The organism is Streptomyces sp. NPDC057854 (assembly GCF_042797055.1).
Classification (GTDB): Bacteria; Actinomycetota; Actinomycetes; order Streptomycetales; family Streptomycetaceae; genus Streptomyces.
The window spans coordinates 381,996-407,941 of the sequence record NZ_JBHVMF010000001.1 but is presented as its reverse complement, the minus strand read 5'-3'; the positions used below and the strand labels follow the sequence as shown (position 1 = coordinate 407,941).

The window sequence follows — 25,946 nt, the reverse complement described above, 5'->3', positions numbered from 1 at the left end:
TGATCGTGAACGCGCGAACCATAGCGGCGGGGACTGACAACGCCGTTGCATGGCGTCGGGCTCTGCTCGACATCCCGGATTGAGGTGGCCGGGCCAGGCCGGGCCGTACCCGGTGGCAGCCGCCGTCGGGTACGGCCCGGTGTCGCCAGGAAGATGATCGCCGGCAGAGATTCACGGTCACCGCGCCGGCGTCGGCCACCGCCTTGCGGACGTATCACCTGGGACCGGAGTTCGGTTTCTGAGAGGCGATCTGACGGTCGTTGCCGACCACGCAGGGGATCTTGAGGCTGCCAGTGGTCCGTGGCAGGCTCATGCCGCATGATCGATAACTTCGCGAAGGACAGCCTGCACGCGCGGCTGCGGCGCGACCGCGAGGCGCTGCTATGGAAACTCGACGGTCTGTCCGCATACGACGTCCGCCGGCCTCTGACCACTTCCGGGACCAACCTCCTCGGCCTGGTCAAACACCTGGCCTGTGTCGAGGCCAGATACTTCGGCGAGGTCTTCGACCGGCCGTCCCCGGAACCGCTGCCCCCGTGGCAGGACCATGACGGTAGCGATCACTGGGCATCCAGGGATGAGACGCGCGATCAGATCATCGAGTTCTACCGACGCGCGTGGGAACACTCCGACGCGACGATCAACGCCCTTGCCCTCGACGCCCCCGGCCATGTGCCGTGGTGGCCGGAGCCTCACTCCCACACGAATCTGTTCGCCGTCCTAATGCACGTCCTCGGCGAGACCAATCGGCATGCCGGGCACGCCGACATCCTGCGCGAAGGCCTCGACGGCCGGACCGGGATGCGCCCGGAACACGAGATGCCGATCGACGAGGATGCCCGCGTCGCCTACTGCGCCAAGATCGAGCAGGCCGCCAGATCGGCCGTATCAGCCAAGGCGGGAGGCCGTCCTGCGTGAGGTGTCGGCCGTGCGGATGTTGCCGGGCCGTGAGCGCTGATCAGCGGCTGGGTGTTGGGCGATCTGCCGTCGACATTCGCCACGTGGGCCGGCCTATGGAGTCGGTTGCACCGGGCGCTGCTGGATGAATCAGGGCTCGGGGCGAAGTGACTCGACCTTGGCGATCCTCGGTGCGTTTCTCGTTCGCTCCGAAAGGGCGGATCACTACTCGGGGCCGTACCCGGGCGTGTGCGTATCCGTCCCGACGTCCTGCCGGACGCGCTCTCGGGCATTCCACTGGCGTCGCCGCCAGCTTGGAGTGCGGATGGAAGTGCCCTTCCACGTGGGTGGGTTGAACCGGGCCGTGGCGGCTGATGGGTGTCGTCCGCGGATGATGTCGAAGTGGCCGCGGCTCGCTTCGAGCGCGCGACTGGGCGCGTCGGCGCTGTGTTGCTGAAGGCGGACGCCGATCAGGCGCGTATCGACGGCGCCGTCGAAGACATGTCCCGTGCACCGGTTCCGGCCCCGCAGGTTCTGGGGCGGGAGCCGTCTGTGCCGGCGATCGCCGTACTTTCGGACGTGGCGTTCGGGCGCCTCGGTGGGGCCTCGTACGGGGCATCGGAGGCGTGGGTCGCGGCGGATACGGCCATCCGGATGCAGCGCGATGTGCCGTCGCTCACATGGCCCGGTCGGGCCGGGCGGAGGATCGCCGACTCCGGCGTTCACCCCCGGCGACCTGCAGGTCGCGCACTTCTTCGTGGACGTGACGCGGTCACGGGCACCTCCAGCCGTACGAGCCAGTGCTCGGAGTCCCCTTCCCCTTTGGTCGGCTGCTGCCAGCGCAGACGGCCGAGTCTGCGCCGTGTGCGCCGTGTCGGGGTTGCGGGGCAGATCGTCCCTCGCTCAACCGGAGCCGGCGTGGAATCATCGAGTATGACCGAGCCGAGCAGCGACGATGGTCGCGCCCTCCGGCGTGAGACCGAGCGGGTCGTCAATGAGATCGCCCAGGAATGCCGCACCTTGGACGCAGGCGTGAGCTGGTTCTCCGCCCTCACCCCGGCACGCAAACACGCAGTGCTGGTGGAGGTCGCCGGCTATGCGATGCAGGCGCACATCACAGCGGCGGACGGCCGTGCGGGGGTGGCGCGTTCTGGCGTGAAGCCGACGATCAATCCTGCCGTGATGATCTGCCTGGACCCGCCCTGTTACCGGTTCGCCAACCTGCCCCCTGCAGAACACGTCAAGGCGTTTCGCGTCCTCGTTTCTGTATTCGCCGTTGCCGACACTCGCCGCCGCGAGACCTCCTGCAGGGGCGTATGCAGACATGCATGGCACAACCTCCCGGCAACTGCTGAGTAGCAGGGTTGCCCTGGATCATCCGTTCCGCGCGATGCTCTCGGCACCCGACCGTTCCCCGGTGTCAGCCGGTGGCGGGAAGGGCTGACTTGGGTGCTGGGGGTCTGTTGGCCGCCGCGCGGGTGGGCGCTTGCGGGTGCGGTGGGTGCCGGTGAGGGCGAGGGTGGCGGTGAGGGCCGCGGAGGTGAGGAGTTGGGGGCGGGTCGCCGGGGAGAGGGCCATCAGGAGCATGAGGGCGGCTATCGCGCCGATCACCGCTCGGGTGGTCGCCGGGAAGCCGCGGGTACGGAGCACCAGGCGGCCGGTGCGTTCCAGGGAGCGGCGCAGCACGAGGTGGGAGCAGGCCAGGGCCAGCCACATGAACAGCATCGCCGCGCCCATCGCCTTGGCCAGCAGGGGGAGCGTCGTGCCCGGGGCCACCGCCTCCGGGACGACCGCGGCGAAGCCGACGGCCGAGGCGGCGGCCACCGCGCGGGCCGGTACCCGGCGCCCGGTCCGGCGGGTCAGCGCCCGGGGTGCCTCGCCGCGTTCGGCGAGCGAGTGCAGCATGCGCGAGGTGCCGTACAGGTTGGCGTTGAGAGCGGAGAGCAGGGCCACGAGGATCACCGCCTGGGTGATGACGTCCGCGTGCGGGATGCCGAGCCGGACGAGCGCGGCGACGTACGGACTCTCGTCGGGCCGCGCCGACCGCCAGGGCAGGAGCAGGACGAGGACGAGTACCGACCCGAGGTAGAACAGGGCGATCCGCCAGATCGCGGTGCGGACGGCGGTGCGGATGCTGCGGCCGGGGTCGTGCGACTCGGCCGCCGCCATGCCGATGACCTCCATGCCGCCGAAGGCGAAGACCACGCCCAGGAGCGCCGTCACGACGCCGGACAGGCCGTGCGGGGCGAACCCGCCGTCACCGTCGCCGGTGAGGTGCGCCAGGCCGGGTGAAGGGGTGCCGGGGAGCAGTCCCAGGAGGGCCGCGGCGCCGAGGGCGATGAAGGCGAGCACGGCCAGAACCTTCAGCGAGGCGAACCAGAACTCGGCCTCGCCGAAGGTCCGGACATCCGTCATGTTCACGATGGTGAAGATCGTCATCGCGGTGAGGGTGAAGGCCCAGGAGGGTATGGCAGGCCACCAGGCGTGCAGGATCGCGGCACCCGCCAGGGCCTCCACCGCGATGGCGACCGCGGTGACCCACGTGTACAGCCAGCCGGTCGTGAAGCCGGCCCACGGGCCCAGCGCCCGGTGCGCGTAGACCGAGAAGGAGCCCGACTCGGGCATCGCTGCAGCCAGTTCGCCCAGCATGCGCATGACGGCGAGGGCGAGCGCAGCCGCCAGCAGGTACGCGACGAGGACCGCGGGGCCGGCCGCCGCGAGTCCGGCCCCGGTGCCGACGAACAGGCCGGCGCCTATCACGCCTCCGAGGGCGAGCATCGCCAAGTGGCGGGAGCGGAGCGCTGCTTGGGAGGTGCGGGCGGGCGGTGGCGTCACGGATTTCCCTTGTGCAAGCGGTTCGTGGGCGGGGGATGTGGTTGACCAGTGTGGCGCAATCTGTGTTAGAAAAGCTATCAGCGTTTACAAGACGCGCTAGCGTTTAGGCAGCAACGAGATTCGCACTACCGTGCGAAGGGGGAAGTCCATGCCTGCACCTTCCATCACCCATGCCCGCGGCACGACCGCGGACCGCGCGCCCGCCGACCTGCGGAACGTCATGCGGCGCTATCCCACCGGAGTGACCGTCCTCAGCAGCGGCACCGCGGAGACCGCGGTGGCCATGACCGTCAACGCGTTCACCTCGGTCTCGCTCGACCCGCCGCGCGTCCTGGTCTCCGTCATGAAGACCGCCCGCGCCCACCCCGTCATCACCGCCAGCGGCCGGCTCGGTATCCACCTGCTCGCCGCCCACCAGGGCGACGTGGCCCGCCTGTTCGCCTCCCGCGAGAAGCCCACCGGGCACACCCTGGGGGCCTACCTCGACCGTTCGGCCGAAGGGCACGACGTCCTGCCCGGCGCGCTCGCCTCCCTCGCCTGCGAGGTCGAGGACACGTACTCCGGCGGAGACCACAGTCTCTTCCTGGCCCGCGTCCTGCACACCACGTGCGCGGACGAGCCGCAGGACGCCCTGGTCTTCCACCAGGGGCGCTTCACCTCCGCCCCCGCGGACGCGCGTTGAGCCCGGAAGCGGCGGAAGCGGCGGAAGCGGCGGGCGCGGCGGGTCCGCACGCCGCTGCCGGTGCTGATGCCGGTGCCGGTGCCGGTGCCGTGAGCGTGACTCGTGCCGCTCTGGTCGCCGTGCGCGGCGCCATCGCCGTGGACGCCGACACCGCCCAGGCCCTCGCCCGCGCCACCCACGACCTCCTCGCCGCGCTGCTGGCCGCGAACCGGCTCGAACGGGACGACCTCGTCAGCCTGATGTTCACGCAGACTCCGGACCTCACCGCCACCAACCCGGCGCTCGCCCTGCACGAGGCGGGCTGGGACGTGCCCGCGCTCTGCGCGCAGGACGCCGCCTTCGCGGGGGCGCCCGCCCGCACCCTGCGGGTCCTGGCGCACCTCCGCTGGGACCGGCCCGGCCGGCCCCGCCCCGCCTACCTCGCTGGCGCGGCACCCACCCGTCCCGGCGCCTGACCAGGACCGCGTACCCGGACCTGACAAAGTCCGGCCCGGATGCCGACCCGTTCTTCTGATCCTGGCGCCTCGATCGCGAGACGGCCCGATGTCGACGCCGAGCCCGAGTCCGAGCCTGAGCCCCGGCGGCCGGGACGGGCGCCGGCCCGGCCGACCCTTCCGGCGCCCGGAACGCCGCCGCGCCCACCGTTCCCTTCCTTGACCCTCCACTCCACGCCTCGACGCGTACGCACCTTCCGAGGATTCGTCATGCCCGAAACCGCCACCACCACCCACCACGAACACCCCACCACCGCCCCGCTCACCCCCGCCCCCGCGGCCGGCACGGCTCTCGGCTCGGTGCTCGACGCCGTCGCCGCCGCCCTCGGTCCCGAGCACGTGATCCGCCCCGACGGCGGGGCCCCCGGACCGCTGCCGGCCGAGGCCAACGTCTCCGCGTTCGCCGCCCGCCCGCTGCACGCCGTCCTGCGCCCCGGCAGCACCGAGGACGTACGGCACGTCGTCCGCGCCTTCGACGCGTACGGCGGCACCCGCGCCGGGCTGCCCGGCCTCCACGCCGTGTCCACCGGCCGCAACTGGGGCCTCGGGTCCAAGGAGCCGGCCGCCGGACCCGTGGTCCGCCTCGAACTCGACCGGCTCGACGCCGTCCGCGCCCTCGACACCGGCGCCGGGTACGCCGTCGTCGAACCCGGCGTCACCCAGGCCGCCCTCGCCGCCCGGCTCGCCGGCACCGACCGCATGCTCAACGTCACCGCCTCCTCCGGCCACACCTCCCTCGTCGGGAACCTCGTCGACCGGGGCGTGGGCCTGCGCCGCCAGCGCACCGAGGACCTGCTCGGCCTGGAGGCCGTGCTCCCCGACGGCCGTGTCGTCCGCACCGGCTGGTGGCCCGGCACCACCGCGGGCGCCGCCGCCAACCCGTACGGCCTGGGACCCAGCACCCTGCACCTGTTCACGCAGTCCCCGCTGGCCGTCGTCACCGCCGCCGTGGTCCGGCTGCTGCCGCGTCCCGAGGCGCAGCGCGTGGTCCGGCTCTCCTTCGGCCGGGAGCGGCTGCCCGAGGCCGTCGACCTGATCCGCCGCTGGCGCGCCGGGAACGTGGTCTCCGGCGTGGTGAAGATCTACGACACCGCCTCGACCGCCACGTACGGCGGCGAGCGCGGCCACGGCTACCTCGCCCACCTGTGCGTGGACGCCACCGCCGGCACCCTCGACGCCCTGGCCGGCGCGCTGGTCGAAGAGGCCCGCGCCACCGGCCTGTTCGACCGGATCGCGGCCGGCGAGGAGCCCGCCGCCGACGACACCGTCTCCAAGGTCGTCCAGGCCGCCTACGCGGGCTCGGTCGCGTTCAACGAGGACATGCTCGCCTCCGCCACCGGCACCCGCGCCGACCTCGTCGACACCGAGGGCAACGGCTGGCTGTTCTTCCTGCCGCTGATCCCCTTCACCGGCCCCGACACCTCCCGCGCCCTGGCCCTCCTCGACACCATCCACGCCGAGACCGGCATCCGGCCCGGCGCCACCGTCAACGCCCTCGACGCCGACGTCATCGACCTGGTCGTCTCCTTCCCCTTCGACCGGGCCACCCAGGCCGAGGCCGCGCACCGCGCGCTCGACCGGGCGTACGCGCTCTTCGCCGACGCCGGCTGGGCGCCGTACCGGCTGGACTCCGCGCACGGCGGCTGGGGCCGCACCCACGCCCCGGACGCCGCCCACGCGGGCCTGGTCGGCGACATCGCCGCCCTCGTCGACCCGCACCGCACCCTCGCGCCCGGCCGCTACCTCTGACCACCCCACCGATCCTCGAAGGACCGCCATGACCACGACCACCGACGCCGCTGCCGCCACCGACGCCGCTGCCGCCACCGACGCCGCTGCCGCCATCGCGCCCGCCCCCGCCGACCGCGCGCACGTCCCCGACACCGCCGAGGCGATCCTCGCGCACGCCCGCACCCTCGTCCCGCTGCTGCGCGAGGCCGGTCCCCGCATCGAGGCCAACCGCACCCTGCCCGACGACATCGTCGCCCTGCTGCGCGACGGCGGCGTCTTCCGCGCCGCCATGCCCAAGACCTGGGGCGGCCCCGAACTCACCTCCATGCAGCAGTGCGAGCTGATCGAGACGCTCGCCACCGGCGACGCCTCCACCGCCTGGTGCGCCATGATCGGCATGGACTCCGGCATCTACTCCGGCTATCTCGACGACGACGTGGCCCGCGCGATGTACCCCTCGCTCGACCTGGCCAACTCCGGCTGGATCTACCCGCAGGGCCGCGCCGTGCGCACCGAGGGCGGCTACCGGCTCACCGGGCGCTGGAAGTTCGGCTCCGGCTCCGCCCACTGCGACTGGCTCGGCGCCGGCTGCCTGATCGTGGACGAGGACGGCAACCCGGAGCCCGACCCGGTCTCCGGCGAGCCCACCCACTGGCGGGTGCTGATCTCGCGGCCCGACGCCTACACGTTCCACGACACCTGGCACACCACCGGCCTCGCCGGCTCGGGCAGCCAGGACTACTCCTGCGAGGACCTGTTCGTCCCCGAGGAGCGCTCCTTCAGCTTCTCCGACCCGCGCCGCACCGGCCCCCTGCACTCCAGCCCCGACGCGATCCTGCGCAAGATGTCCGGCATCCCCCTCGGCGTGGCCCGCGCCGCGCTCGACCACGTACGGGCCATGGCCGCGCACCGCACCGACCGCGAGACCGGCACCCCCTGGGCGCAGGACCACCGCGTGCAGAGCACCATCGCCCGGCTGGAGGGCGAACTCCTCGCCGCCCGCTCGGGCGTGTACGCCAGCCTCACCCGGCAGTGGGACGCGCTGGCCGGCGGCACCGAGCTCACCGACGACGCCCGCGTCGCCACCGCCATCGCCCGCCGGCACGCCTTCCGTACCGCCCGCGACATCGTCCAGACCCTCTTCGACCTCGTCGGCGGCTCCTCCGTCTACAAGCCGTCGCCGCTGGACCGCTGGCTGCGCGACGCCTGGACCATGAACCAGCACGCCGTCGCCCAGGACTCGATCCTCCAGCTCACCGGCAACGTGCTGCTCGGCGGCAAGTCGACCAGCCCCTTCTTCTAGACGACCGCCCGACGGACGTCGCAGAGACAGGTCGACGAGAAGAACTGGTCGATGAGAAAGGTGTTACGACCTATGGCGCCCACCGCCCCCACCGCCCGCACCGCCCCGGCATCCACCGCTTCCCCGGCCCCGCAGGACCCCGCGGACCGGATACGCGTCGTGCTGTTCTCGGAGGTCAACTCCAAGCTCGGCTCGCCGTTCCTGAGCATGCTCCACGGCCATCCGCAGGTCGATCTCGCCGCGGTGGTCACCTCCCCGCACGGCAAGCGCTGTTCGTACTTCACCGACGACCCGGAGCAGGTCGATCTGGTCACCCAGGGCGCCGCGCTCGGCGTGCCGGTCCTGAGACCGTCGTCGGTCAACCTGCCGTCGTTCGTGGACGAGTTGGAGGGGTACGGCGCCGACTACTTCCTCGTCGCCAACTTCCAGCAGATCCTGCGCGAGCGCCTGCTGTCGGTGCCCCGGGTCACGGCGGTCAACTTCCATCCGTCCCCGCTGCCCGCCTTCGCCGGCCTGTCGCCCTTCTACTGGATGATCCGCGAGGGCGCGACCGAGTCCGCGGTCTCCGCCATCGAGATGGCACCCGTCCTCGACAGCGGCGACCTGATCATGCAGCACGAGGTGCCGCTGACCGGCGACGAGACCGCCATCGACCTGCGCACCGCCCAGGAGCGGGCCAACGTCCTGATGCTCCTGGAGCTCATCCCGCAGCTCGTCGACCGCAGTTACCGGCCGATCCCGCAGGACCCGTCCCGGCGCTCGTACTTCGGCCGCCCCACGGACGCCGACCTGCGCCTGGACTTCCGGCTGCCGGCCGCCGTCGTGGCGCGGCACGTCCGGGCCGGCTACCGCTCGCCCGGTGCCTGGACGGCGGACGAGGCGGGCCGCCGCGTGCGGATCCTGTCCGTCGACCCCGCGCCCGCGGGCGCGCCGGAGCAGGCACCGGTGCCGGGCCTCGTCGTGCACGGCGCGGCGGGCCGGGTGTTCGCGGGCTGCGCGGACGGCTGGCTGGAGGTGCGCACCACCGAGAGCGACGGCCGGGAGACCCCTGCCGCCGCCACCGGGCAACTGCCGGACGGTACGCGCCTGGTCGCCCCGCCCACGCCCGCTCCGGCCCCGACGGCACCCTCCGATCCCGCTACCACCGAAGCCCGCACCGAAACCCCCGACCAAGCCCGCACCGAAGCCCCCGCCCCCGTCCCCCTCCCCGTCCCCTGAGGTCCGTACCCATGTCACTGAACGAACAGCTCCACGGCGAGCACCCGCCGACCGTCGGCAAGGTGCTGCACATCCCCGCCGGCCGAGGTCCTTCCGTCTGGCTCAACGGCGACGTCTACACCGTCAAGGTCGACACCGCGCAGTCCGGCGGCACCATCACGCTGCTGGAGGCGTCCGTCCCGCCCGGCGGCGGGCCGCCCGCCCACGACCACCGCAACGAGGACGAGGCCTTCTATCTCCTCGAAGGCGAGCTGGAGTTCTTCGCCGACGGGCAGACGTACGACGTGCGGGCCGGCGACTTCGTCTTCGTCCCCAAGGGCACCGTGCACCGCTTCCGCAACAAGGGCCTGCACCCCGCCAAGCAGTTGCTGATCTTCACCCCGAGCGGTTTCGAGGAGTTCTTCCTCCAGGCCGGCGTCGAGGCCCGTCCCGGTGAGCCGATCCCGGTCTTCGACCCGGCCGACAACCCCCGGGCCAAGGAGATCGCCGCATCGCTCGGCTCGTACCAGATCGCCGAGTCGCCCGCCCGCGGCGCGAACGGGGCGTGAGCGTCGTGCCCTTCGCCATCTACGTCCTGGGTCTGGGCATCTTCACCATGGTCACCAGCGAGTTCCTGGTGGCCGGGCTCATGCCCCAGCTCTCCGAGGACCTGGGCGCCGGTATCCCGCAGATCGGCTACCTGGTCTCCGTCTACGCCGCGGCCATGGCCCTCGGCGGCCCCCTGCTGACCGCCCTGCTGCTGAGGCTGCGTCAGAAGAACGCCCTGATCCTGCTGTACGTCGTCTTCCTCGCCGGCCAGGCGCTCGGCGCCCTCGCCACGGGCTACGGTCTGATGGTCGCCGCCCGGCTCGTGACCGGCGCCGCCTCCGGCGCGTTCTTCGGCGTCGCGCTCGCCGTGTGCGTCCGCGTCACCGGGCCCGAGGTGCGCGGCCGGGCCACCTCCATCGTGCTCGGCGGTCTGATGGTCGGCACCGTCCTCGGCCTTCCGCTGTCGCAGCTCGCGGGGGAGCGGTACGGCTGGCGGTTCGCGTTCTGGGCGGTGGCCGCGCTGGCCGCGCTCGCCCTGGCGGTCACCTGCGGCGCGGTCCCGGCCCTGCCGAAGGAGGAGGCCGGCGGCGACGGCGGCTCCGTACGGGCCGAACTGGGCGCCTTCCGCAACGCCCGGCTGTGGGCCGCGTTCGCCACCAGCATGCTGATCATCGGCGCCACCTTCGCCGCCTTCTCGTACTTCGTGCCGATCCTCACCGACGTCACCGGCTTCGCCGCCGGCACCGTGCCCCTGTTGCTGGTGCTCTACGGCGCCGCCACCGTCCTCGGCAACGCCGTGGTGGGCCGGCTCGCCGACCGCCACACCATGGCGGTGCTCGGCACCGGTCTGGCGCTCAACACCGTGTTCCTGACGGTGTTCGCGCTCGGCGCGGGCAACCCGGCGACGGCGCTCGCCGCGATGACCGGCATCGGTCTGGTCGGCGTGACGATGAACCCGGCGATGGTGACCCGCGTCATGCGCACGGCCAACGACCGCCCGCTGGTCAACACCGTCCACACCTCCTTCATCACCCTCGGCGTGGTGGTCGGGTCCTGGGTCGGCGGCATCGGCGTCGCGCACTGGGGCCTGCGCGCCCCGCTGTGGACGGGCGCGGCCATGGCGGTCCTCGGACTGCTGACGCTGCTGCCCGAAGCGCTGCGCCGGACCGCGCGGTCGGCCCCCTCCGAGGCGTCCGCCTCCTCCGACCCGTCCTCCGACCCGTCCTCCGACGCCTCCTCCGACGCCTCCTCCGCCGCCCCGTCCGCGCCGCCCTCCGCCGCGGACCCCTCGCTCCCGACCACCGAAAGGCCGACCCGTGTCTGACTCCACCCCGCCGTCCTCCGCCCCCGCGCCGGGGGACCGGGTCGCCCTGGTGACCGGCGCCAGCCGCGGCATCGGCGCCGGCATCGCCCGCAGGCTGGCCGCCGACGGGATCCGGGTGGCGCTCACGTACACCCGGGGCGCCGAGGCCGCCGACGAGGTGGTCGCCGCGATCGAGCGCGCGGGCGGCACGGCCCTGGCGATCCGGGCGGACGCCGCCGGGCACGAAGGTCCGGTCGCCGCCGTGGAGGCGGCGGTCGCGCACTTCGGCCGGCTCGACATCCTGGTGAACAACGCCGGGTACATGGACCTGAGCGGGGCCGAACTGACCGACGTACCCGCCGAGGTGGTCGACCGGACGCTGCACGTCAATGTGCGCGGCGCGCTGCTCACGGCGCAGGCCGCGGCCCGGCACCTGCCCGACGGCGGCCGGATCGTGAACATCGGCTCGTGCCTCGGTGAGCGCGTGCCGGGCGCCGGGATGACCCCGTACGCCGTGAGCAAGGCCGCGATCCTGGGCCTCACCCGCGGGCTGGCGCGGGACCTGGGTCCGCGCGGGATCACCGTCAACCAGGTCAGCCCGGGTCCGGTCGACACCGACATGAACCCGGCCGACGGGCCGACGGCCGGCTTCCAGCGGGCCGGCACCGCGCTTGGCCGGTACGGCGCTCCGTCCGACATCGCCGAGGCGGTCGCCTATCTCGTCTCGCCCGGCGCCGCGTTCGTCACCGGCGCCACCCTCGCGGTGGACGGCGGCACCACCGCCTGACGTGCGCGACACAGGAGCCGGGCCGTCGGCGGACGACCCGGCTCCGACGGCCCGGCTGGGGGAGGACCCTCACCGATTTCGTACGCGCCGCACAATGCTTTCGGATTCCCGGCGGTCATTGCGAGGCGCGTGACACCCTGCGGGCGTAATTCGCAGGAAATCACTCGCTGAGACCCAGCATTTCGATGATCGCCTCGACTTCGCGGCGATACACCTCGGACGGGTCGACGATCTGCTGGCCGAGGTGGCCGAACACCTCCAGCATCACCGGGCCGTACATCCGCCCCCAGATCCGCAGCGTCAGCCCGAGCGCCTGCGGCGGCAGGTGCGGGAACTGCTCGCGGGCCGGGGAGGCCAGCGACTCCTTGAAGTCGGACCACTCGGCCTCGTCCTCGCGCAGTGCCGCCGGTACGTGGTCCCAGGCGCCGGCGACCACGTCCAGCAGCGCCATACAGCAGCGTCGCGCCGCCCGGGTGACGTCCTCCGGCGGGCTGAAGCCGGGCAGGCCGTCGCCGTAGATGAGCCGGAACGCCGCCGGGTTCGCGACCGACCAGGTGCGGAACGTGTCGCAGACCGCGCGCACGCGTCCGGCCGCCTCCTCGGGCGGGAGCGCGGCCAGGGCGGCCTCGTGGGAGTCGGCCAGCTCGTTGTACGCGTCCGCCGCGAGGGTGCAGATCAGCTGGTCGCGGGTGTCGAAGTAGCCGTACAGCGCCGCCGCCGTCATGCCCAGCTCACGGGCGATGCCCCGCAGCGTGATGCCCGAAGGGCCCGACTCCGCCAGCGCCTTCAGGGCGGCTTCCTTGATCTCCGCGATCGTCTGCTGGCGGAGCCGCGCGCGACGGGTGGGCTTCGTTTCCATGCTGCTGTCCTCCTGGTCGGGGGCAGAACTATACGGTGTTTGGTTCGCAGCGTACCCCTGGTACAGTAAACGCCGTTAATAAAGTGATTGCCGATTGGGCGCGCTTTTTCCGCCCTCCGCCATTACGTCCCGCCTTTGCCCCGCCTTTGCCGTCCGGCGGAAGCCCGAAGACATCCCACGCGCCACCCGTTCCTCCCCACCCCCGCCTGCCGCGCCGCGATCCCGGTTACCGTGGTTCCGTCGTCGCCGCGGGGAGCGGAGGCGCGGCGGGGACCACGGGCGGAGGGGGTTTTCTGCATGGGGGGTCGGGCGCGCACGCGCTGGTGGCGCACGGGCGGCGTGCTGGGCGTGCTGCTGGTGTGCGCCGGGGCCGTCGGACTGTTCCGCTCGCTGCCGAAGGGGGACGTGGACCCGTTCGGCGCGCTGATGGGAGGGCTGGGCGCCCTCCTCGGCGGCCTGGGGCTCGCGTTCGCCGTCCGCCAGTACCTGCGGGAGCGGGAGAGCGGCGCGGCAGGCGCGCTCGCCAAGGCCGTCCGCGCCCACGAGCGGAGCCAGTACGACAACGTCCTCGGCCCGAGCCGGGTGGTCATGCCGGTCCGGCTCCGCTTCACGCCGCCACCGGGAGCCGCGGACGGCGGGCCGGGGGCCGTCTCCGAGACGGAGTGGGAACGCGTCGCGGACCTCTACCTGGCGCTGCCGGCGGGCGGCGGCCGGCGGCTCGCGGTCACCGGCGGATCGGGCAGCGGCAAGTCGCTGCTCGCCAAGGCCCTCACCCTGGAACTGGCGGCCCGGCACGCTGAGGGCGCGTGCGGAGTCCCCGTCCTGCTGCCGCTGTCCTCGTGGACCGGTCCGCCGGAAGGGGCGGATCCGGCGGACGAGGCGTTTCACCGGGCGTTCCGGAGCTGGCTCGTGGAGCAGGTCGCGGGCGTCTACACGCGGTCCCCGCGGCTCGTGGAGCAGGTGATCGACGACGCGGTCCTCGTCCTCGACGGCCTCGACGAGCTGGACGGCCGGGACGAGACCGCCCGTCCCCGCGCGCGGGCGCTGCTCGCGTACCTCCGCGTCAACCGGCGGCGGCCGGGGAACGTGATCCTCACCTGCCGGACGCACGTGTACGAGCGCTTCGGGGCACCGGTTCCGTTCGCCGGCGCGGCCCGGGCCGAACTCCTCGACATACCGGGCGAGATGGCGCAGGCGTACCTCCTGCGGCACAGCGCCTGGCTGGACGGGGGGAGCACCGAACGGTGGGACCCCCTGCTGGAGGACATCCGTACGGCCCCCGACGGGCCGCTGGCCCGGGAACTGCGCACCCCCTGGCGCCTGACGGTCGTCGCGCAGGCCTACCACGCCCGTGGGGACGACGTACCGGACGACAGCGGCGATCCCGCCGACCTCGTGTCCCGGTGGGGCCACCGGGCCCTGCTGCGGCGCTTCGCGGCGGAGTACGCCGACCGCCCCTGGTGGCCCGCGGAATGGGACCGGGCGCCGCTCGGGGAACGGCTGCGCGCGGCCGTCGACTCCCCGGTCGCCGAGGACATGCGGGCGGAGGCCGAGGAGTACCTGATGGCGCTGTACCTCCCCGCCGCGCTGGCCGCGCACCCCCGACCGCGCCGCCGTCACGACGCCGCGCGGGTCCACTCCTGGCTCGCCCTGCTGGCCACGCACCGGGAGACCGACCCGTACCTCCTCGCGGGCCGGCCGCCGTCCCTCCCCGCACTCTCCGCCAGCCGCGCCGACCTGACGCCGCACCGCCTGTGGCCGCTGGGCGGCCGCCGCCTGGTGCGCGGGGCGGACGCGGCGCTGGCGACCGCCGTCGCCCTGCTCGTCACCGGGCTCGCGCTCGGCACCGTCGGACTGAGCGCGGACCTGATGCTGTGCGGACTGCTCATGCTCTCCACCGCGCTCGCCGCGGCGGAGGCGTGGCGGCACGACCTGCTCACCGGCGGGATCGAGCACGTCAGCGCGCCCCGGCGGGTGCTGGGCATCCCGTTCCGCCACCTCACGCGGGCCAACCGGCTGCTGCTCGGGGCGTGGGCCGGCGGCGGGTACGGGCTGTCGGTGGGATACCGCCTCGTCGGCGTCGAGGTGACCGGGCTTGCCGACGTCCCCGGGGCGCTGTGGGGAGCGATGATCGCGGGGGCCGTGCTCGGCATGCCCCTCACGAGCCTCTCGTCCGTCGAGACCTGGAGCACCGTCCGGGGCGCCGCGCACGGCAGGCGGCACCGTGTCTTCCTCGTGTGCGCGGCCGCGCGCCGGCGCCTCCCCCTGCGCCTCGGACGCTTCCTGACCTGGGCGCACGAGGGCGGCCTGCTGCGGGTGGACGGCACGTCGTTCCGCTTCCGGCACGACGAGTTCGAGCAGTACCTGTGGCGGCGGTACTGGCGTCCGCGCCTCGTCCCGGCGGCGGTCGACACCGCGGAACGGACGCTCCTGGACGGCGACCACGCGCCGGACCCGCGGACGGCGGCCCACCGCGTACGGCAGGGGGTCCGCGGGCTGGCGGAGCACCGCGGGAACCTGTCCCTGATCTGCCCGGACAGCGTCGTCCGCGCGGCCCGCGCGACCGAGGAGGAACTCGCGTCCTGGGCCGCGCGGCTCGACTCCGCCGCCGGTGAACCCGCGGTGGCCGAACAGCGCCGCGCGGCGGCACAAGCCGTTCACCGCTTCCGGGAGGCGGCCGAGAGCACCTGCTGACGCCGGCCCGCGTGCGGGGGAGGACCCGGTGCGGGCGGGTGCCGGTGCGGGATCGGTGGCGCGGTCCAGGGTCAGGAGGTCTCGGCCGGAGGCACGCGGAGGGCGAGGACGGCCACGTCGTCGTCGTTGTCGGAGGGACGGGCCTCCATCAAGGCGTCGATGAAGCTCTCCAGCGGGTCGCCGGCGTGACGCGCGGCGCGGCGGCGCAGCCGTTCCAGCCCGTCGTCGATGGGGTGGCTCGGGGACTCGATCAGCCCGTCGGTGTAGAGCACCAGGGTCGACCGGGGCGGCAGGACGCAGGTGGCGTCGGTGCGGCGGAGGCCCGTCTGGGCGCCGAGCAGGATGCCGTGCCCGTCGGACAGGTGGCGGCTCCGGCCGTCGGCGGTGACCAACAGGGGTGGAGGGTGGCCCGCGTTCGCCCAGTGCAGCTCCCACTGCCCGTCGGACCGGGGCTGGAGCCGGCCCAGGATCATCGTCGCCATGCCCACGTTGGTGATGTGGGGGAGGGACCGGTCGAAGCGGTCCACGATGACGTTCGGCGGTTCCTGCTGGGACCAGGCGTAGGCGCGCAGGATGTTGCGCAGCTGGGCCATGCCGGCCGCGGCGTCCAGATCGTGCCCGGCGACGTCGCCGATCACCAGGGCGAGTGACTGGTCGGGCAGACGGAACACGTCGTACCAGTCCCCGCCCACTTGGGAGGCGTAGGGGGCGGAGAGGTAGCGGGCGTTCATCTCCAGGCCGGGCACGCTCGGCAGCCGCGGCAGCAGGTGGCGTTGCATGGTGTCGGCGACCTTGCGCTGACGCTGGTAGAGCCGGGCGTTGTCCAGCGCGAGACCGGCGCGGCGGGTGATGTCCTCCAGGAGCGGGATCTCGGAGGTCGTGAACGGCTCGGGGCGGCTGGACCGGCCCAGGGTCAGCGCGCCGAGAACCTCGCGCAGGCCCCGGATGGGGGCGATGACCGCGGAGTGCATCCCGGTGGCCTCGAAGAGCCGGCGCTGCTCGATGGCGATGTGGGTGTCGGGCGGCCCTTGGTACGTCTGCGGGGTCGCCAGCGTGGACCCGGCGCCGCGCAGCGCCCGGGACAGCGGCAGCGGAGAGGTCTCGGGGACGGAGAGCAGGCTCCCCTGCAGATCCGGCCGGCGGATGATGCCCCCCTCGTCACCATGGGCGACGAGGGTGCGCTGGACATGGCCGCTCTCCGTGATCAGGTCGACCACCATCCAGTCGGCCAGCATGGGGATGACCAGCCTGACCAGCCGGTCCAGCGCCTCGTTGACGTCGAGGGTGGCCGTCAGCCGCGTGGTGGTCTCGGCCAGCAGGGCCAGCCGCTCCAGCTCGGGAAGCAGGCCCGTACGGAGGGTGGACGCCGGAAGGGGCACGGCGGCCGGGTCGTACGCGTGGAAGACCACCAGGGCCCCGGTCTCGTGGGCGGTGAAGCGCAACGGGCTCACCATCCAGGACGCGGTCAGCAGGGTGCCGTCGCCGCGCGCGAAGAAGTCCTGCTTCTCCTGGCGCGCCTGGCCGCTCATGAAGGCTTCGATGATCGAACACTGGGTGCGCGGCATGCGCATCCCGTTGGCGTCCCGGTGGAGGAGCTCGTGCGCGTCCTGCCCCAGAACCTCGTCCGCGCTCAGGCCGAGCAGCAGCTCGGCCTGCGCGTTCATGGCGACCAGAGCCCAGTCGGCGTCCACGGCGTAGGCCCCGGCGCCCAGCCGGTCCAGAGCCCCGCCCAGCAGCCGCTGCAGCGTGCCCCACCGCTCACGAGGGCTCACGGGCCCCGCCGTGTCCCGCATCCCGCACCTCCACGCTCCGGAACGGCCAGTGCGCCCGGTGCCCGGCCCCAGGCCGGACGGCGGGGCCGGCCACGGCACCGGCAGCCACGCGGGGACACGGCGCTGTCGCTGCTCAGGGACGGCTGAGTAACACAGGCACCGTACACGGTGGGCCCCGGCCACCACGTCCCGCGCCCACACGGCACCGGAAGCACGGCCGAGCCCCGGGGCAGGGCGGTGCGCCCACCCGGCACCGGCCGGAGGGCGGCGCGTCGGCGTCAGCGGGCCATGGTCTCGATCAGGTAGTAGGGGGCCGCCTCCGGCAGCGGCGTCGCCGACACCACGAACAGCCCCGCGCGGCGGCACACCTCCTCGAAGTCCCCGCGGGTACGTTCCCTCCCGCCCAGGTTCACCAGCATGTTGAGGTCGCTGAGGTACGTGATCCCGCCGTCCGCGGCGTGCGCGGCGGCGCCGGTGCCCACGACGTCGGGAAGCACCGGCTCCACGATCAGCACGCGGCCGCCGGGCGGCAGCGCCTCGCGGCAGTGGCCGAGGATCGTGACCGCCTGATCGTCCGACCAGTCGTGCAGGACGCTCTTGATCAGGTACAGGTCCGAGCCGCCCGGCACGGAGTGGAAGAAGTCGCCCGCGGCCAGGGAGCAGCGGTCCGCCACTCCGTGCCGGTCCAGCGTCTCCGGTGCCTGGGCCAGACCCTCCTCGGTGTCGTGGAGGACGCCGAGGAGCGCCGGGTGCGCGGCGAGTACGCCGGCCAGGACGCTTCCGTCGCCGCCGCCGACGTCGGTGACCGACGTGAACCGGCCGAAGTCGTAGGCGTACGGCAGCACGGCGGCGGTCTCCCCGGAGGCCTGGCTCATCGCCGCGTTGAAGTCGGCGGACAGCTCGGGGTGCCGGCCGAGATGGCTGAAGAAGTCGGTGCCGAAGACGGCGTCGAACGCGACGCCACCGGTGCGGACGCTGCTGTCCAGGCCGTCCCAGGCCCGCACGATCGCCGGGTCGGTGAACATGCGGGCGAACGAGAGGAGCGAGTCGGGGCGGCCGGCACGGAGAAGGGCGCCGGCGGCGGTCACCGAGAACGTGTCGGATGCGTGCTCCTCCAGCAGGCCCAGTCCCGCCAGGGCGCGCAGCAGCCTCGTCATGGGCTGGTGCGCGGCTCCCGCGTCGGCGGCGACCTCGCCGGCCGGCCGGCCGTCCGCCGTCGCCGATCAGGTCGAAGACTCCGAGCCGCAACGCGGCGCGCAGGGTCTGCGAGGCCATGCTTCCGAAGGCGAGCCGGACGATCAGACCTCGGTCGTCCCTGGCCTCTTGGGCGGTGGAGGCGGCGGTGGCGGTCGTGGCGGTGTCCATGGTGGTCACGGATGACACTTCCTTCCTCGTCGGGAGGGATGAGATGACGGGGTTGTTCCGGGGCAGGGGTCAGAGGCCGGCCAGGGCAGTCGGGGTGCACCCGGCGAAGGCGAGGACGTCGCGGTGGAGGTGGGACTGGTCGGCGTATCCGTGCGCCAGGGCGACGTCCGCGGCGCTGCCGCCCGCGCGCAGGGCCCGGGCGGCCCGGTCGAAGCGGACGAGCATGGCGGCGCGCTTGGGCGTGAGGCCGACCTGGGCCGTGAACCGGGACCACAGCCGCTTGCGGCTCCACCCGCAGGACGCGGCGAGGTCGTCGACCCGTACCCGGCCGCCGTGCGCCACGATGGTGTCCCACACACCGGCGACCTCGGGCGTCATCGCCCGGCCCCGGGCGGCCCGGCGGGCGAGGAACTCGCTGACCAGCGTGAAACGTTCCTGCCACGTGGTGGCGGCGGCGACCCGTTCGCGGAGCTGCCGTTCCTGCCGCCCCCACAGGTCGTCCAGGCCGGCGACCGCCCCGCGCAGTTCGTGCGGCGGCACACCCAGCAGCGCGTAAGCGGTGCCGGGCGACAGGCACATCTCGACGCACTAGACGTCCCGGCCGTGGATCCGCGTGGGACCGGGCGACAACGAAGCGACCAGGCCGGGATGAGCGCTCGGGCGCGCCGTGGGCCGTGGCGCGGTGCCGCCCTCGACCGTGAACGGGGCGTCTCCCAGGCCGATGACGACGACCACGGCCGGCTGGGGCAGCACCCGCAGGTCCAGCGGCCGGCCGACGCGGTCCCGGAATCCGGCCATCCGGACACCGGGAACGGCGGGCACGCCCGCGGGCCGTGCCACTTCCCACCCGCTGTCGGCCGCATGACCGCCGCCGGAACCCTGGTCCACGGCCAGGGCCGCGGCCACGGCCCGAGCCTCCGCATCCACGTCGTCGCTGTGCATGCCCCCACCCTGACGGACCCGGCCCGCCCCGTCTTGGAAGAAAGTTCCCCGGGCCGATGCGCGGAGCGTCCACGGTCGCGCGAGGGCCACGGAGGGCGGTCTCGCCGTACGCGCTATGCTGCGAGAGCCCCGCGGGGGAAGTCCGGTCGAAGTCCGGCGCTGACCCGCAACGGTAGACGGAGCCCGACTCGTGGCGCCGTGAGCCCGATTACCCGCGGTGGTGAAGGCCCCTGTCGAATCGCCGTGGACTGCGAGAGGGTGCTGCGCAGGGCGCCCCGCGTCCCGGGCTGCTCCTTTGCTCCAGCAGGTGCACGGCCCGAGCGAAGGCGACCCGCCGGTGGTCACACCCCTGGAACGCACACCCGCGCCGCCCCTCCCCACGGCCCGCAGCGGAGCCGACTCCGCGCCGTCCCGGCGCGTGTCACTGCCGCTTCTCCTTCCGGTCCTCTCCGCCGGTCTCCTGCTCTCCGTCGTGTGCGGGGCGGGACTGGGGGCCTCGGGGCTGTCCTGGGGACAGGTGCTGCGCTTTCTGTGGGCCGGGCTGACCGGCGGAGCGATATCGGCGGACGAGGTCGCGGCCTACACCATCGTGTGGGAACTGCGCTTTCCGCGAGCCGTGCTGGCCGGGGTCGTCGGAGCCGGACTGGCGGCCATCGGAGTCGCCGTCCAGGCCATGGTCCGCAACGCCCTCGCCGACCCGTTCGTCCTCGGCATCTCCTCCGGCGCGGCCGTCGGCGCCAACGCCGTCCTCCTCTTCGGCGCCTTCGGTGCTCTCGGACTGTGGGCCCTGTCCACGGCGGCCTTCCTCTCCGCGCTCCTCGCCATGGCGCTGGTCTACGCGATCGCCCGCACCGCCGGCGGCCTGACCCCGCTTCGGCTGGTGCTGACGGGCACCGCGATGTACTACGGCTTCTCGGCCGTCACCGCGTTCATGGTGTTCGCGGCGGAACGCGGCGAGGCGGCCCGCTCCGCGATGATGTGGCTGCTCGGCAGCCTCGGCGGAGCCAGCTGGGCCTCCGTGCCGATCGCCGCGGGAGCCGTCCTCGCCGGTCTCGCCCACCTCATGGTGTCGGCGCGTCGCCTGAACGCGCTGGCGATGGGCGACGAGACCGCGGCCGCCCTGGGGGTGGACGCGGGGAGGCTGCGCAAGGAGCTGTTCCTGGTCTGCGCCGCCGTCACCGGCGCCGTGGTCGCGGTGAGCGGGGCGATCGGCTTCATCGGCCTCATGGTTCCGCACGCCGCGCGGATGCTGGTCGGCGCGGACCACCGCCGGCTGCTGCCCGTCGCGGCCCTCTCCGGAGCCGTACTGCTGATCTGGGTGGACATCCTGTCGCGGGTGGTGCTCGCGCCCGTCGAGCTGCCGGTGGGCGTGCTGACCGCCGTCATCGGCGTCCCGTGCTTCGTCCTGCTGATGCGCCGCCGCTCCTACACCTTCGGAGGCAAGTGATGCGGGTCGACATCGACGTCCTGACGGTCGAGATCGCCGGCGCGCGGCTGGTCGAGGAGGTCACCCTGTCCGCGGACGGCGGGCAGGTCGTCGGCCTCGTGGGGCCCAACGGCAGCGGCAAGTCCACCTTGCTGCGCTGCGTGTACCGCGCCCTGCGCCCCACGGCGGGCACGGTACGGCTCGGCGGTGAGGACCTGCACTCCCTCAGCGCGCGCGAAGGCGCCCGCCGGCTGTCCGCCCTGCCCCAAGAGGCGGTCACCGAGTTCGACTTCACGGTCGCCGAGGTCGTGGCGATGGGGCGGCTGCCGCACCAGGGGCCGGTGGCACGGACGACCGACGAGGACCGCAAGGCGTGCGAGGCGGCGCTGCTTCGGGTCGGCGCCGGCCACCTCGCCGACCGCGGCTTCCTCACCCTCTCCGGCGGCGAGAAGCAACGGGTCCTGATCGCCCGGGCGCTCGCCCAGCAGCCCCGCGTCCTGGTTCTCGACGAGCCGACCAACCACCTCGACATCGCCCAGCAGCTGGAGGTCCTGGCCCTCGTGCGCGACTGGGGGTCCCCCAGGACGGAGCCCGGGGACGGCGTGACCGTGCTCACCGCACTGCACGACCTCAACCTCGCCGCGCTCCACTGCGACGTGCTCTATGTCATCCACAGGGGCCGGATCGTCGCCTCCGGCGCTCCGCACGAGGTGCTCACGCCCGCGCTGCTGGCCGAGGTCTTCGGCGTACGGGCCCACCGGGTGCCGCATCCCGAGACCGGCGCCGTGCAGCTGCTCTTCGACCGTCTTCCGTCCTCCCGTCCCGCTTCCTGAGGAGTCGTCGCCACCATGCCGAAGTCCGTACGCCCCGCCGCGCTCGCCCTCGCCGCCGCCCTGGTGCTCACCGGTTGCGGAGCGCAGGTCACCCCGGAGAACGGCGCGGGGGGTGGTGCCGAGGCCCGCGACGGGCACTACCCGGTCACCATCGAGAACTGCGGCCGGAAGAAGAGCTACGACAAGGCCCCGCAGCGCGTGGTCACCAATGACGTGGGGATCACCGAGATCATGTTCGCGCTCGGGCTCGAGGACCACATGGCGGGCTACGTGATGCCCGACGACAGGGGCGACCTCACGTCCGTCCCCTGGAAGGACGGCTACAGCAAGACCACGTGGCTCTCGAAGAAGACGATCAACAAGGAGCTGGTGCTCGACGCCCGCGCCGACCTGGTCTTCGCGGGCTGGAACTACGGCTTCAACGAAGGCGAGGGCTTCACCCCCGCCCAGCTGGAGAAGGTGGGCATCGACTCGTACCTGCTGAGCGAGTCGTGCCGCAACGGGCGGGAAAAGGCACGGGGGGTGATGCCGCCGCTCGAAGCGCTGTACACCGACCTGCGGAACCTGGGAAGGATCTTCGACGTCGAGGCACGCGCGGAAGCCCTCGTCGCCGGCTTCGAGAAGACGGTGGCCGACGCACAGGCCACGGCCCTGAAGGGCGCCGACCGTCCGCGCGTCTTCCTCTACGACGACGGGCAGGACAAGCCGCTGACGTCGGGCCGGTACGCCGGGCCGCACGACATCATCACCAAGGCGGGCGGGGACCACGTCATGAAGGACCTCGCAGACAGCTGGGCGACGGTCGGCTGGGAGACCGTCGTCGAGCGCGACCCCGAGGTGATCGTGATCAACGACTACGGTGACACCAGCGCGGAGCAGAAGCGCCGGTTCCTGAAGTCCTACCCGCCGCTCGCCGGCGTCTCGGCCGTGAAGAACGACCGGATCGTCGTCCTCGACTACGCCGAGCTGGTGGAGAGCCCGCGCAACCCCGCGGCCATCGCCTCGCTCGCCGCGGACCTGAGGCGTTTCGCCTCGTGACCTGACGAACGGCGACACCTCGGCGGCCGGAGCCGGCCGGCCTACCCGAAGAGGTGGCGGTCGGCCCGGCTCCAGGCGACGCGGCGGGCCAGGTCGTCGAGGTACCCGTCGGCGACCGACAGGAACCGCCGTGGAGGGCGCGGGAGTTCGGTGTTCACGTTCCTCCTTCGAGGGAGGCCCGGGTGTCGGGCCCGTACACACCCTCGGGATCCCCCGACAGACCGCGGTCGCGCTGGAGCTGCGCGACTCCGCGGCGGGTCGCCTTGTCGTAGGTTCCGGTGGTGGTGACGTAGGTGAAACCCTGGCCGAAGAGCAGCTGTTGCAGTCGTGTCACGTCGGGGCCGCTGTCGCCCATGCGGAGGGTGCGTGGTTCGGCAGGCGCCGGTGAACCGGTCGTGTTCCGGGGCGGACTCGGTGTCAGGCTTCCGTCTGTCCAGCCGGGTTCGTTGCCGGAGTCCTCGGCAGGGACGCGCGGTGGGGCGGCGGATACGGCGGGGGTTGGGGCGGATCCGGCGGGCTTCGGCGCGTCGGCGGACGGAGTCGCGCCGGAGGGTGTCCGGCCCGGTTCTCCGGGGACCGGGGCGGTGGCGCTCGGGGCCGTCTTCGCGGACGCGGCGACCGGTCCAGAGGCGGTGGGAAGGGCTGAGGGAGGCGCGGAGGCGGGGGCCGCGGGCACGTTCATGCTCGGCAGCGTGCGGCGTACCTGCGACTGTGCCGGGCCCGGCGGCGTATCGCCCCCCAGGACGTGCAGGGCGCCGCCCACGCAGAGGGCGGTCAGGACACCGGCCGCCGCCAGATACCGGCCGGGCCGGAAGCGGCGGCGGCGCCCACTGTGGGGTGCCGCGCGTCCGGCAGGGGGGCCGAATCCGTCGGGCCGGCTCGCCCCGGCGAGGTCTCCGGAAGAGGGAACGACGGAGGAAACCTCGTCGGGGCGATGGGGCATGCTGCGTTCTTTCGGAGCTGTGGAGCTGCGGAGCTGCGGATCGGCGGTCAGGCGCGGCTGTCGGCGCGGCGGCGGCGGACGACGACCAGGCCGGCGCCGGCGAGCAGCAGGACCGAGGCGGCGGCAGCGATCACGGTGACGTTCCCGCCGCCCGTCTCGGCCAGGTCACCCTCGGACCCGGCCGGGGCCGTGGCGGGGGACGAGGACGGCGACGGGGCTCCGGAGGACTCCTCGGACGGGGCCGGGCCGTCCGACACGGTGGCCGAGGCCGTCGGCGTGGCCGGGGCCGCCGAACCGGACGGTTCCGAGGAGGTGGTCGGGGACGCCGGAGCCGCGGTGGTCGCGGCCGGGGCCGTGGTCGTCGGCGCGGACGTCGGCGCGGGCTCCTGCCCGGCGGGAGCGGACGTGGTCGCGGTGGGGGTCGGCTCGGCGGTGCCGGCGGTGCAGTCGCGGGTGCCGCCGTTCCACCAGCTGATGTTCTTCTCCTTGATGACCGGCCGGCCCGGCCCCTCGGGCAGGTCGCCGTGGACCAGTCCGTCCTCGGCGTCCTGCACCCCGTCGTACTTCACACTGCCGCGGTAGAGGTCGACCTGGGCGTAGCAGCCCGCGTCGGGGACGGCGATGTCGAGGGACCCGGTCTCGGCGCCCTTCACCGACACGGTGTCGAAGTCGTGGAAGACCTGCAGCCCGGAGGTGTTCCAGGTGGCCCCGTGGGTGCGGTAGGAGGCGAGGGAGACGGTGCAGCCGGCGCGGTCGCCGGCGGCCCGGACCTGGAGGTGCACCTTGCCGTCGGCGCCGGGCTTCAGCGACATGTCGTCCACCTTCACGGCGGCGGCCCACGCCTGACCGTCCAGGGAGAACTCGCAGTCGCCGCTCAGGTCCTGGGCCGGCACCGCGTCCTCGGCCGTGTACGCGCGGGCGCCGCGGCCCTCCCAGCCCTCGCCGCCCGGTGTCCCCTGCGCCCAGGCCGCCGTACCGCCACCGAGGGTCAGACACACGGCGGCCATGCCACCGACAACGGCGCGCCGCGCCGCAACTGCTGCAGACATACGTTCTTCCGCTCTTGAGCAGCCTTCAGCCGGCGCTGGTGCCGCTCACGGCACGGGCGCCGGCCGAAGGACGAAAGGAATCGGCCGGCGAAGACAGATGCGCCGACCGCCCTGATCGTCAAGCACTCAACTATTGCCGTCAATGCTTTCACCGCTAACAAAATGATCTCGGACTCGGGACCGTTCCCGGCGGGCCGGAGCTCGCTCCGGCCCGTGCCCGCAGCGCAGTCGCCCGTGTGCTGAGGGTGCCACCCCGGCGAGGCGGCGGAACTTCATCGCAGGGGGAAGGCGTTGGCCAGAGTGGTGCGTGATGACACGTGGCCGACGACCGACGGCATGGCGGAAACCGGGGTGGCACGAGTGGCGATGTGGGATCGGCTCAAGGACCAGGCGAGCAGGACTCTCCAGCAGGCACAGGGGACGCGCGGCGGCGGCCCCGGCGGCCACGCGCCGTCGGGCGCGCGGCCCGGTGGTGGTGGTTCCAGGGCCGAGCTCGTGAGCGCGCTGAAGCTGCAGCTCACGTCGCTGAAGACGGAGCTGAAGAGCGGCGCCTTCCGGGACGCCAGCATGGCCATGTGCGCGCTGGTGGCCGCCGCCGACGGGCGGATCGACCCGGCCGAGCGCCGGCACGTCGAATCGCTCATCCTCACCAACGACGTCCTCCAGAACTTCCCCGCCGACCAGCTCCGCCAGCGGTTCCACCAGCACGTCGACCAGCTTTCGGCCGGCTTCGTCCTGGGCAAGGACGTGGTGCTCCAGGAGGTCCGCAAGGTGGCGAAGAAACCCGCCGAGGCGCGGGCCGTCATCCAGACCGGCATCGTGATCGCGGGTGCGGACGGCTTCATCGAGCCCGCCGAGGAGCAGATCATCCGCGAGGCGTGCGCGGCGCTCGGCCTGTCGGCGGCGGAATTCGGCATCTGACCCGCCCACCTCGGCGAAGAGGCGCGTGACCGGGGTGCGGGGCACGATGAGAGAGGTGGTGGTACCCATGGAATATCCCGAGAGCTACGAGCTCGTCTTCCAGGAATCGGCGGCCACCGACGACGTGGTCGTGGTCCGCCGCACACAGCGCGCCGGGCCGGGCGGCTGCCCGGTCTACGAGGACGAGACGGGCATCGTGCGCGCGGAGATCAGCGAGCGGGGCGACATCCGCATGCTCGCGAGCGGCGGCCACCAGGCCCCCTCCTCCCCGGTGGCGGCCCGCCCGCGGAGGTGAGGGCGGGCGCAGAATCAGCGCGGCGGGAGCA

Annotated in this window: 23 protein-coding genes, 1 pseudogene and 1 riboswitch; of the genes and pseudogenes, 16 read left to right on the top strand and 8 right to left on the bottom strand. The window is 73.4% G+C overall.

Features of this window, described 5'->3' with window-relative positions:
- Nucleotides 1–318: 318 nt before the first annotated feature.
- Together ACFVQZ_RS01840 and ACFVQZ_RS01835 are read left to right on the top strand one after the other, a co-directional pair.
- Nucleotides 319–918, top strand: coding sequence for a DinB family protein (locus tag ACFVQZ_RS01840; RefSeq protein WP_383618814.1), 600 nt, complete (start codon nt 319–321; stop codon nt 916–918).
- A 912-nt stretch (nt 919–1,830) separates the two neighbouring features.
- A complete protein-coding gene (locus tag ACFVQZ_RS01835) occupies nt 1,831–2,256 on the top strand; it encodes a DUF5958 family protein (protein WP_383618812.1) in 426 nt (141 codons plus the stop codon).
- A gap of 15 nt (nt 2,257–2,271) precedes the next feature.
- Here the strand turns inward: ACFVQZ_RS01835 and ACFVQZ_RS01830 are convergent, their stop codons facing one another.
- Nucleotides 2,272–3,732, bottom strand: a complete 1,461-nt coding sequence (locus ACFVQZ_RS01830; RefSeq protein WP_383618811.1) for an amino acid permease — start codon at nt 3,730–3,732, stop codon at nt 2,272–2,274.
- A 148-nt stretch (nt 3,733–3,880) separates the two neighbouring features.
- Here ACFVQZ_RS01830 and ACFVQZ_RS01825 point away from each other — a divergent pair, with 148 nt between their 5' ends.
- The 8 genes from ACFVQZ_RS01825 to ACFVQZ_RS01790 all read left to right on the top strand — a co-directional run bounded on the left by ACFVQZ_RS01825 (nt 3,881) and on the right by ACFVQZ_RS01790 (nt 11,778).
- Nucleotides 3,881–4,414: a flavin reductase family protein gene (locus ACFVQZ_RS01825; RefSeq protein WP_051787475.1), complete on the top strand. Its 534-nt coding sequence runs from the start codon at nt 3,881–3,883 to the stop codon at nt 4,412–4,414.
- Nucleotides 4,415–4,503: 89 nt separating this feature from the next.
- On the top strand, nt 4,504–4,869 hold the full coding sequence (locus ACFVQZ_RS01820; protein WP_383618808.1) for a chorismate mutase: 366 nt from the start codon (nt 4,504–4,506) through the stop codon (nt 4,867–4,869).
- Between the two features lie 249 nt (nt 4,870–5,118).
- Nucleotides 5,119–6,657, top strand: a complete 1,539-nt coding sequence (locus tag ACFVQZ_RS01815; protein ID WP_383618806.1) for an FAD-binding oxidoreductase — start codon at nt 5,119–5,121, stop codon at nt 6,655–6,657.
- Nucleotides 6,658–6,685: 28 nt separating this feature from the next.
- Nucleotides 6,686–7,942, top strand: coding sequence for an acyl-CoA dehydrogenase family protein (locus tag ACFVQZ_RS01810; protein WP_383618804.1), 1,257 nt, complete (start codon nt 6,686–6,688; stop codon nt 7,940–7,942).
- Between the two features lie 72 nt (nt 7,943–8,014).
- Nucleotides 8,015–9,160 (top strand): formyltransferase family protein, encoded by a 1,146-nt coding sequence (locus tag ACFVQZ_RS01805; RefSeq protein WP_063835283.1) that lies wholly within the window; start codon nt 8,015–8,017, stop codon nt 9,158–9,160.
- Between the two features lie 11 nt (nt 9,161–9,171).
- Complete coding sequence (locus ACFVQZ_RS01800) at nt 9,172–9,708, top strand: quercetin 2,3-dioxygenase (protein ID WP_383618802.1); 537 nt, start codon at nt 9,172–9,174, stop codon at nt 9,706–9,708.
- A gap of 5 nt (nt 9,709–9,713) precedes the next feature.
- Nucleotides 9,714–11,012, top strand: coding sequence for an MFS transporter (locus ACFVQZ_RS01795; RefSeq protein ID WP_383619528.1), 1,299 nt, complete (start codon nt 9,714–9,716; stop codon nt 11,010–11,012).
- The gene (locus ACFVQZ_RS01790; protein WP_051787481.1) at nt 11,005–11,778 is read left to right on the top strand and encodes an SDR family oxidoreductase; all 774 of its coding nucleotides are present in this window, start codon (nt 11,005–11,007) and stop codon (nt 11,776–11,778) included. The genes ACFVQZ_RS01795 and ACFVQZ_RS01790 overlap by 8 nt, the downstream gene beginning before the upstream one ends.
- A 160-nt stretch (nt 11,779–11,938) precedes the next feature.
- On the opposite strand, the gene ACFVQZ_RS01785 is transcribed toward ACFVQZ_RS01790, so the two are convergent.
- Nucleotides 11,939–12,637 carry a TetR/AcrR family transcriptional regulator gene (locus ACFVQZ_RS01785; RefSeq protein WP_383618800.1) on the bottom strand — a complete coding sequence of 233 codons (699 nt, stop codon included), beginning with the start codon at nt 12,635–12,637 and terminating at the stop codon, nt 11,939–11,941.
- Between the two features lie 297 nt (nt 12,638–12,934).
- Between ACFVQZ_RS01785 and ACFVQZ_RS01780 the strand changes: the two genes are divergently transcribed.
- Nucleotides 12,935–15,331: an NACHT domain-containing protein gene (locus ACFVQZ_RS01780; RefSeq protein WP_383618798.1), complete on the top strand. Its 2,397-nt coding sequence runs from the start codon at nt 12,935–12,937 to the stop codon at nt 15,329–15,331.
- 71 nt (nt 15,332–15,402) lie between these two features.
- On the opposite strand, the gene ACFVQZ_RS01775 is transcribed toward ACFVQZ_RS01780, so the two are convergent.
- The 4 genes and pseudogenes from ACFVQZ_RS01775 to ACFVQZ_RS01760 form a co-directional block, all read right to left on the bottom strand.
- Nucleotides 15,403–17,124 (bottom strand): SpoIIE family protein phosphatase, encoded by a 1,722-nt coding sequence (locus ACFVQZ_RS01775; RefSeq protein WP_383618796.1) that lies wholly within the window; start codon nt 17,122–17,124, stop codon nt 15,403–15,405.
- Between the two features lie 257 nt (nt 17,125–17,381).
- Nucleotides 17,382–18,468, bottom strand: a pseudogene (locus ACFVQZ_RS01770) (methyltransferase).
- Nucleotides 18,469–18,537: 69 nt separating this feature from the next.
- The gene (locus ACFVQZ_RS01765) at nt 18,538–19,047 is read right to left on the bottom strand and encodes a helix-turn-helix domain-containing protein (RefSeq protein ID WP_383618795.1); all 510 of its coding nucleotides are present in this window, start codon (nt 19,045–19,047) and stop codon (nt 18,538–18,540) included.
- 9 nt (nt 19,048–19,056) lie between these two features.
- Entirely contained in the window at nt 19,057–19,410 is a 354-nt protein-coding gene (locus ACFVQZ_RS01760) for a hypothetical protein (RefSeq protein WP_383618794.1), read from the bottom strand.
- An 87-nt stretch (nt 19,411–19,497) separates the two neighbouring features.
- Nucleotides 19,498–19,645: riboswitch (cobalamin riboswitch) on the top strand.
- 114 nt (nt 19,646–19,759) lie between these two features.
- Between ACFVQZ_RS01760 and ACFVQZ_RS01755 the strand changes: the two genes are divergently transcribed.
- The 3 genes from ACFVQZ_RS01755 to ACFVQZ_RS01745 are packed head-to-tail and all read left to right on the top strand — an operon-like array spanning nt 19,760 to nt 22,707.
- Entirely contained in the window at nt 19,760–20,857 is a 1,098-nt protein-coding gene (locus ACFVQZ_RS01755) for an iron ABC transporter permease (RefSeq protein ID WP_107645387.1), read from the top strand.
- Nucleotides 20,857–21,669, top strand: a complete 813-nt coding sequence (locus ACFVQZ_RS01750; protein WP_383618792.1) for an ABC transporter ATP-binding protein — start codon at nt 20,857–20,859, stop codon at nt 21,667–21,669. Before ACFVQZ_RS01755 ends, ACFVQZ_RS01750 begins: the two co-directional genes overlap by 1 nt.
- Nucleotides 21,670–21,684: 15 nt before the next feature.
- Complete coding sequence (locus ACFVQZ_RS01745) at nt 21,685–22,707, top strand: ABC transporter substrate-binding protein (protein WP_030493086.1); 1,023 nt, start codon at nt 21,685–21,687, stop codon at nt 22,705–22,707.
- A 154-nt stretch (nt 22,708–22,861) separates the two neighbouring features.
- Here the strand turns inward: ACFVQZ_RS01745 and ACFVQZ_RS01740 are convergent, their stop codons facing one another.
- Both ACFVQZ_RS01740 and ACFVQZ_RS01735 read right to left on the bottom strand, forming a co-directional pair.
- On the bottom strand, nt 22,862–23,062 hold the full coding sequence (locus ACFVQZ_RS01740; protein ID WP_030493087.1) for a peptidoglycan-binding domain-containing protein: 201 nt from the start codon (nt 23,060–23,062) through the stop codon (nt 22,862–22,864).
- A 635-nt stretch (nt 23,063–23,697) separates the two neighbouring features.
- Nucleotides 23,698–24,699, bottom strand: coding sequence for an LAETG motif-containing sortase-dependent surface protein (locus ACFVQZ_RS01735; protein WP_383618789.1), 1,002 nt, complete (start codon nt 24,697–24,699; stop codon nt 23,698–23,700).
- Nucleotides 24,700–25,059: 360 nt separating this feature from the next.
- On the opposite strand from ACFVQZ_RS01735, the gene ACFVQZ_RS01730 reads away from it, so the two are divergent.
- Complete coding sequence (locus ACFVQZ_RS01730) at nt 25,060–25,620, top strand: TerB family tellurite resistance protein (RefSeq protein WP_030493089.1); 561 nt, start codon at nt 25,060–25,062, stop codon at nt 25,618–25,620.
- A 67-nt stretch (nt 25,621–25,687) separates the two neighbouring features.
- On the top strand, nt 25,688–25,915 hold the full coding sequence (locus tag ACFVQZ_RS01725; RefSeq protein ID WP_030493090.1) for a DUF6296 family protein: 228 nt from the start codon (nt 25,688–25,690) through the stop codon (nt 25,913–25,915).
- Nucleotides 25,916–25,946: the final 31 nt, after the last annotated feature.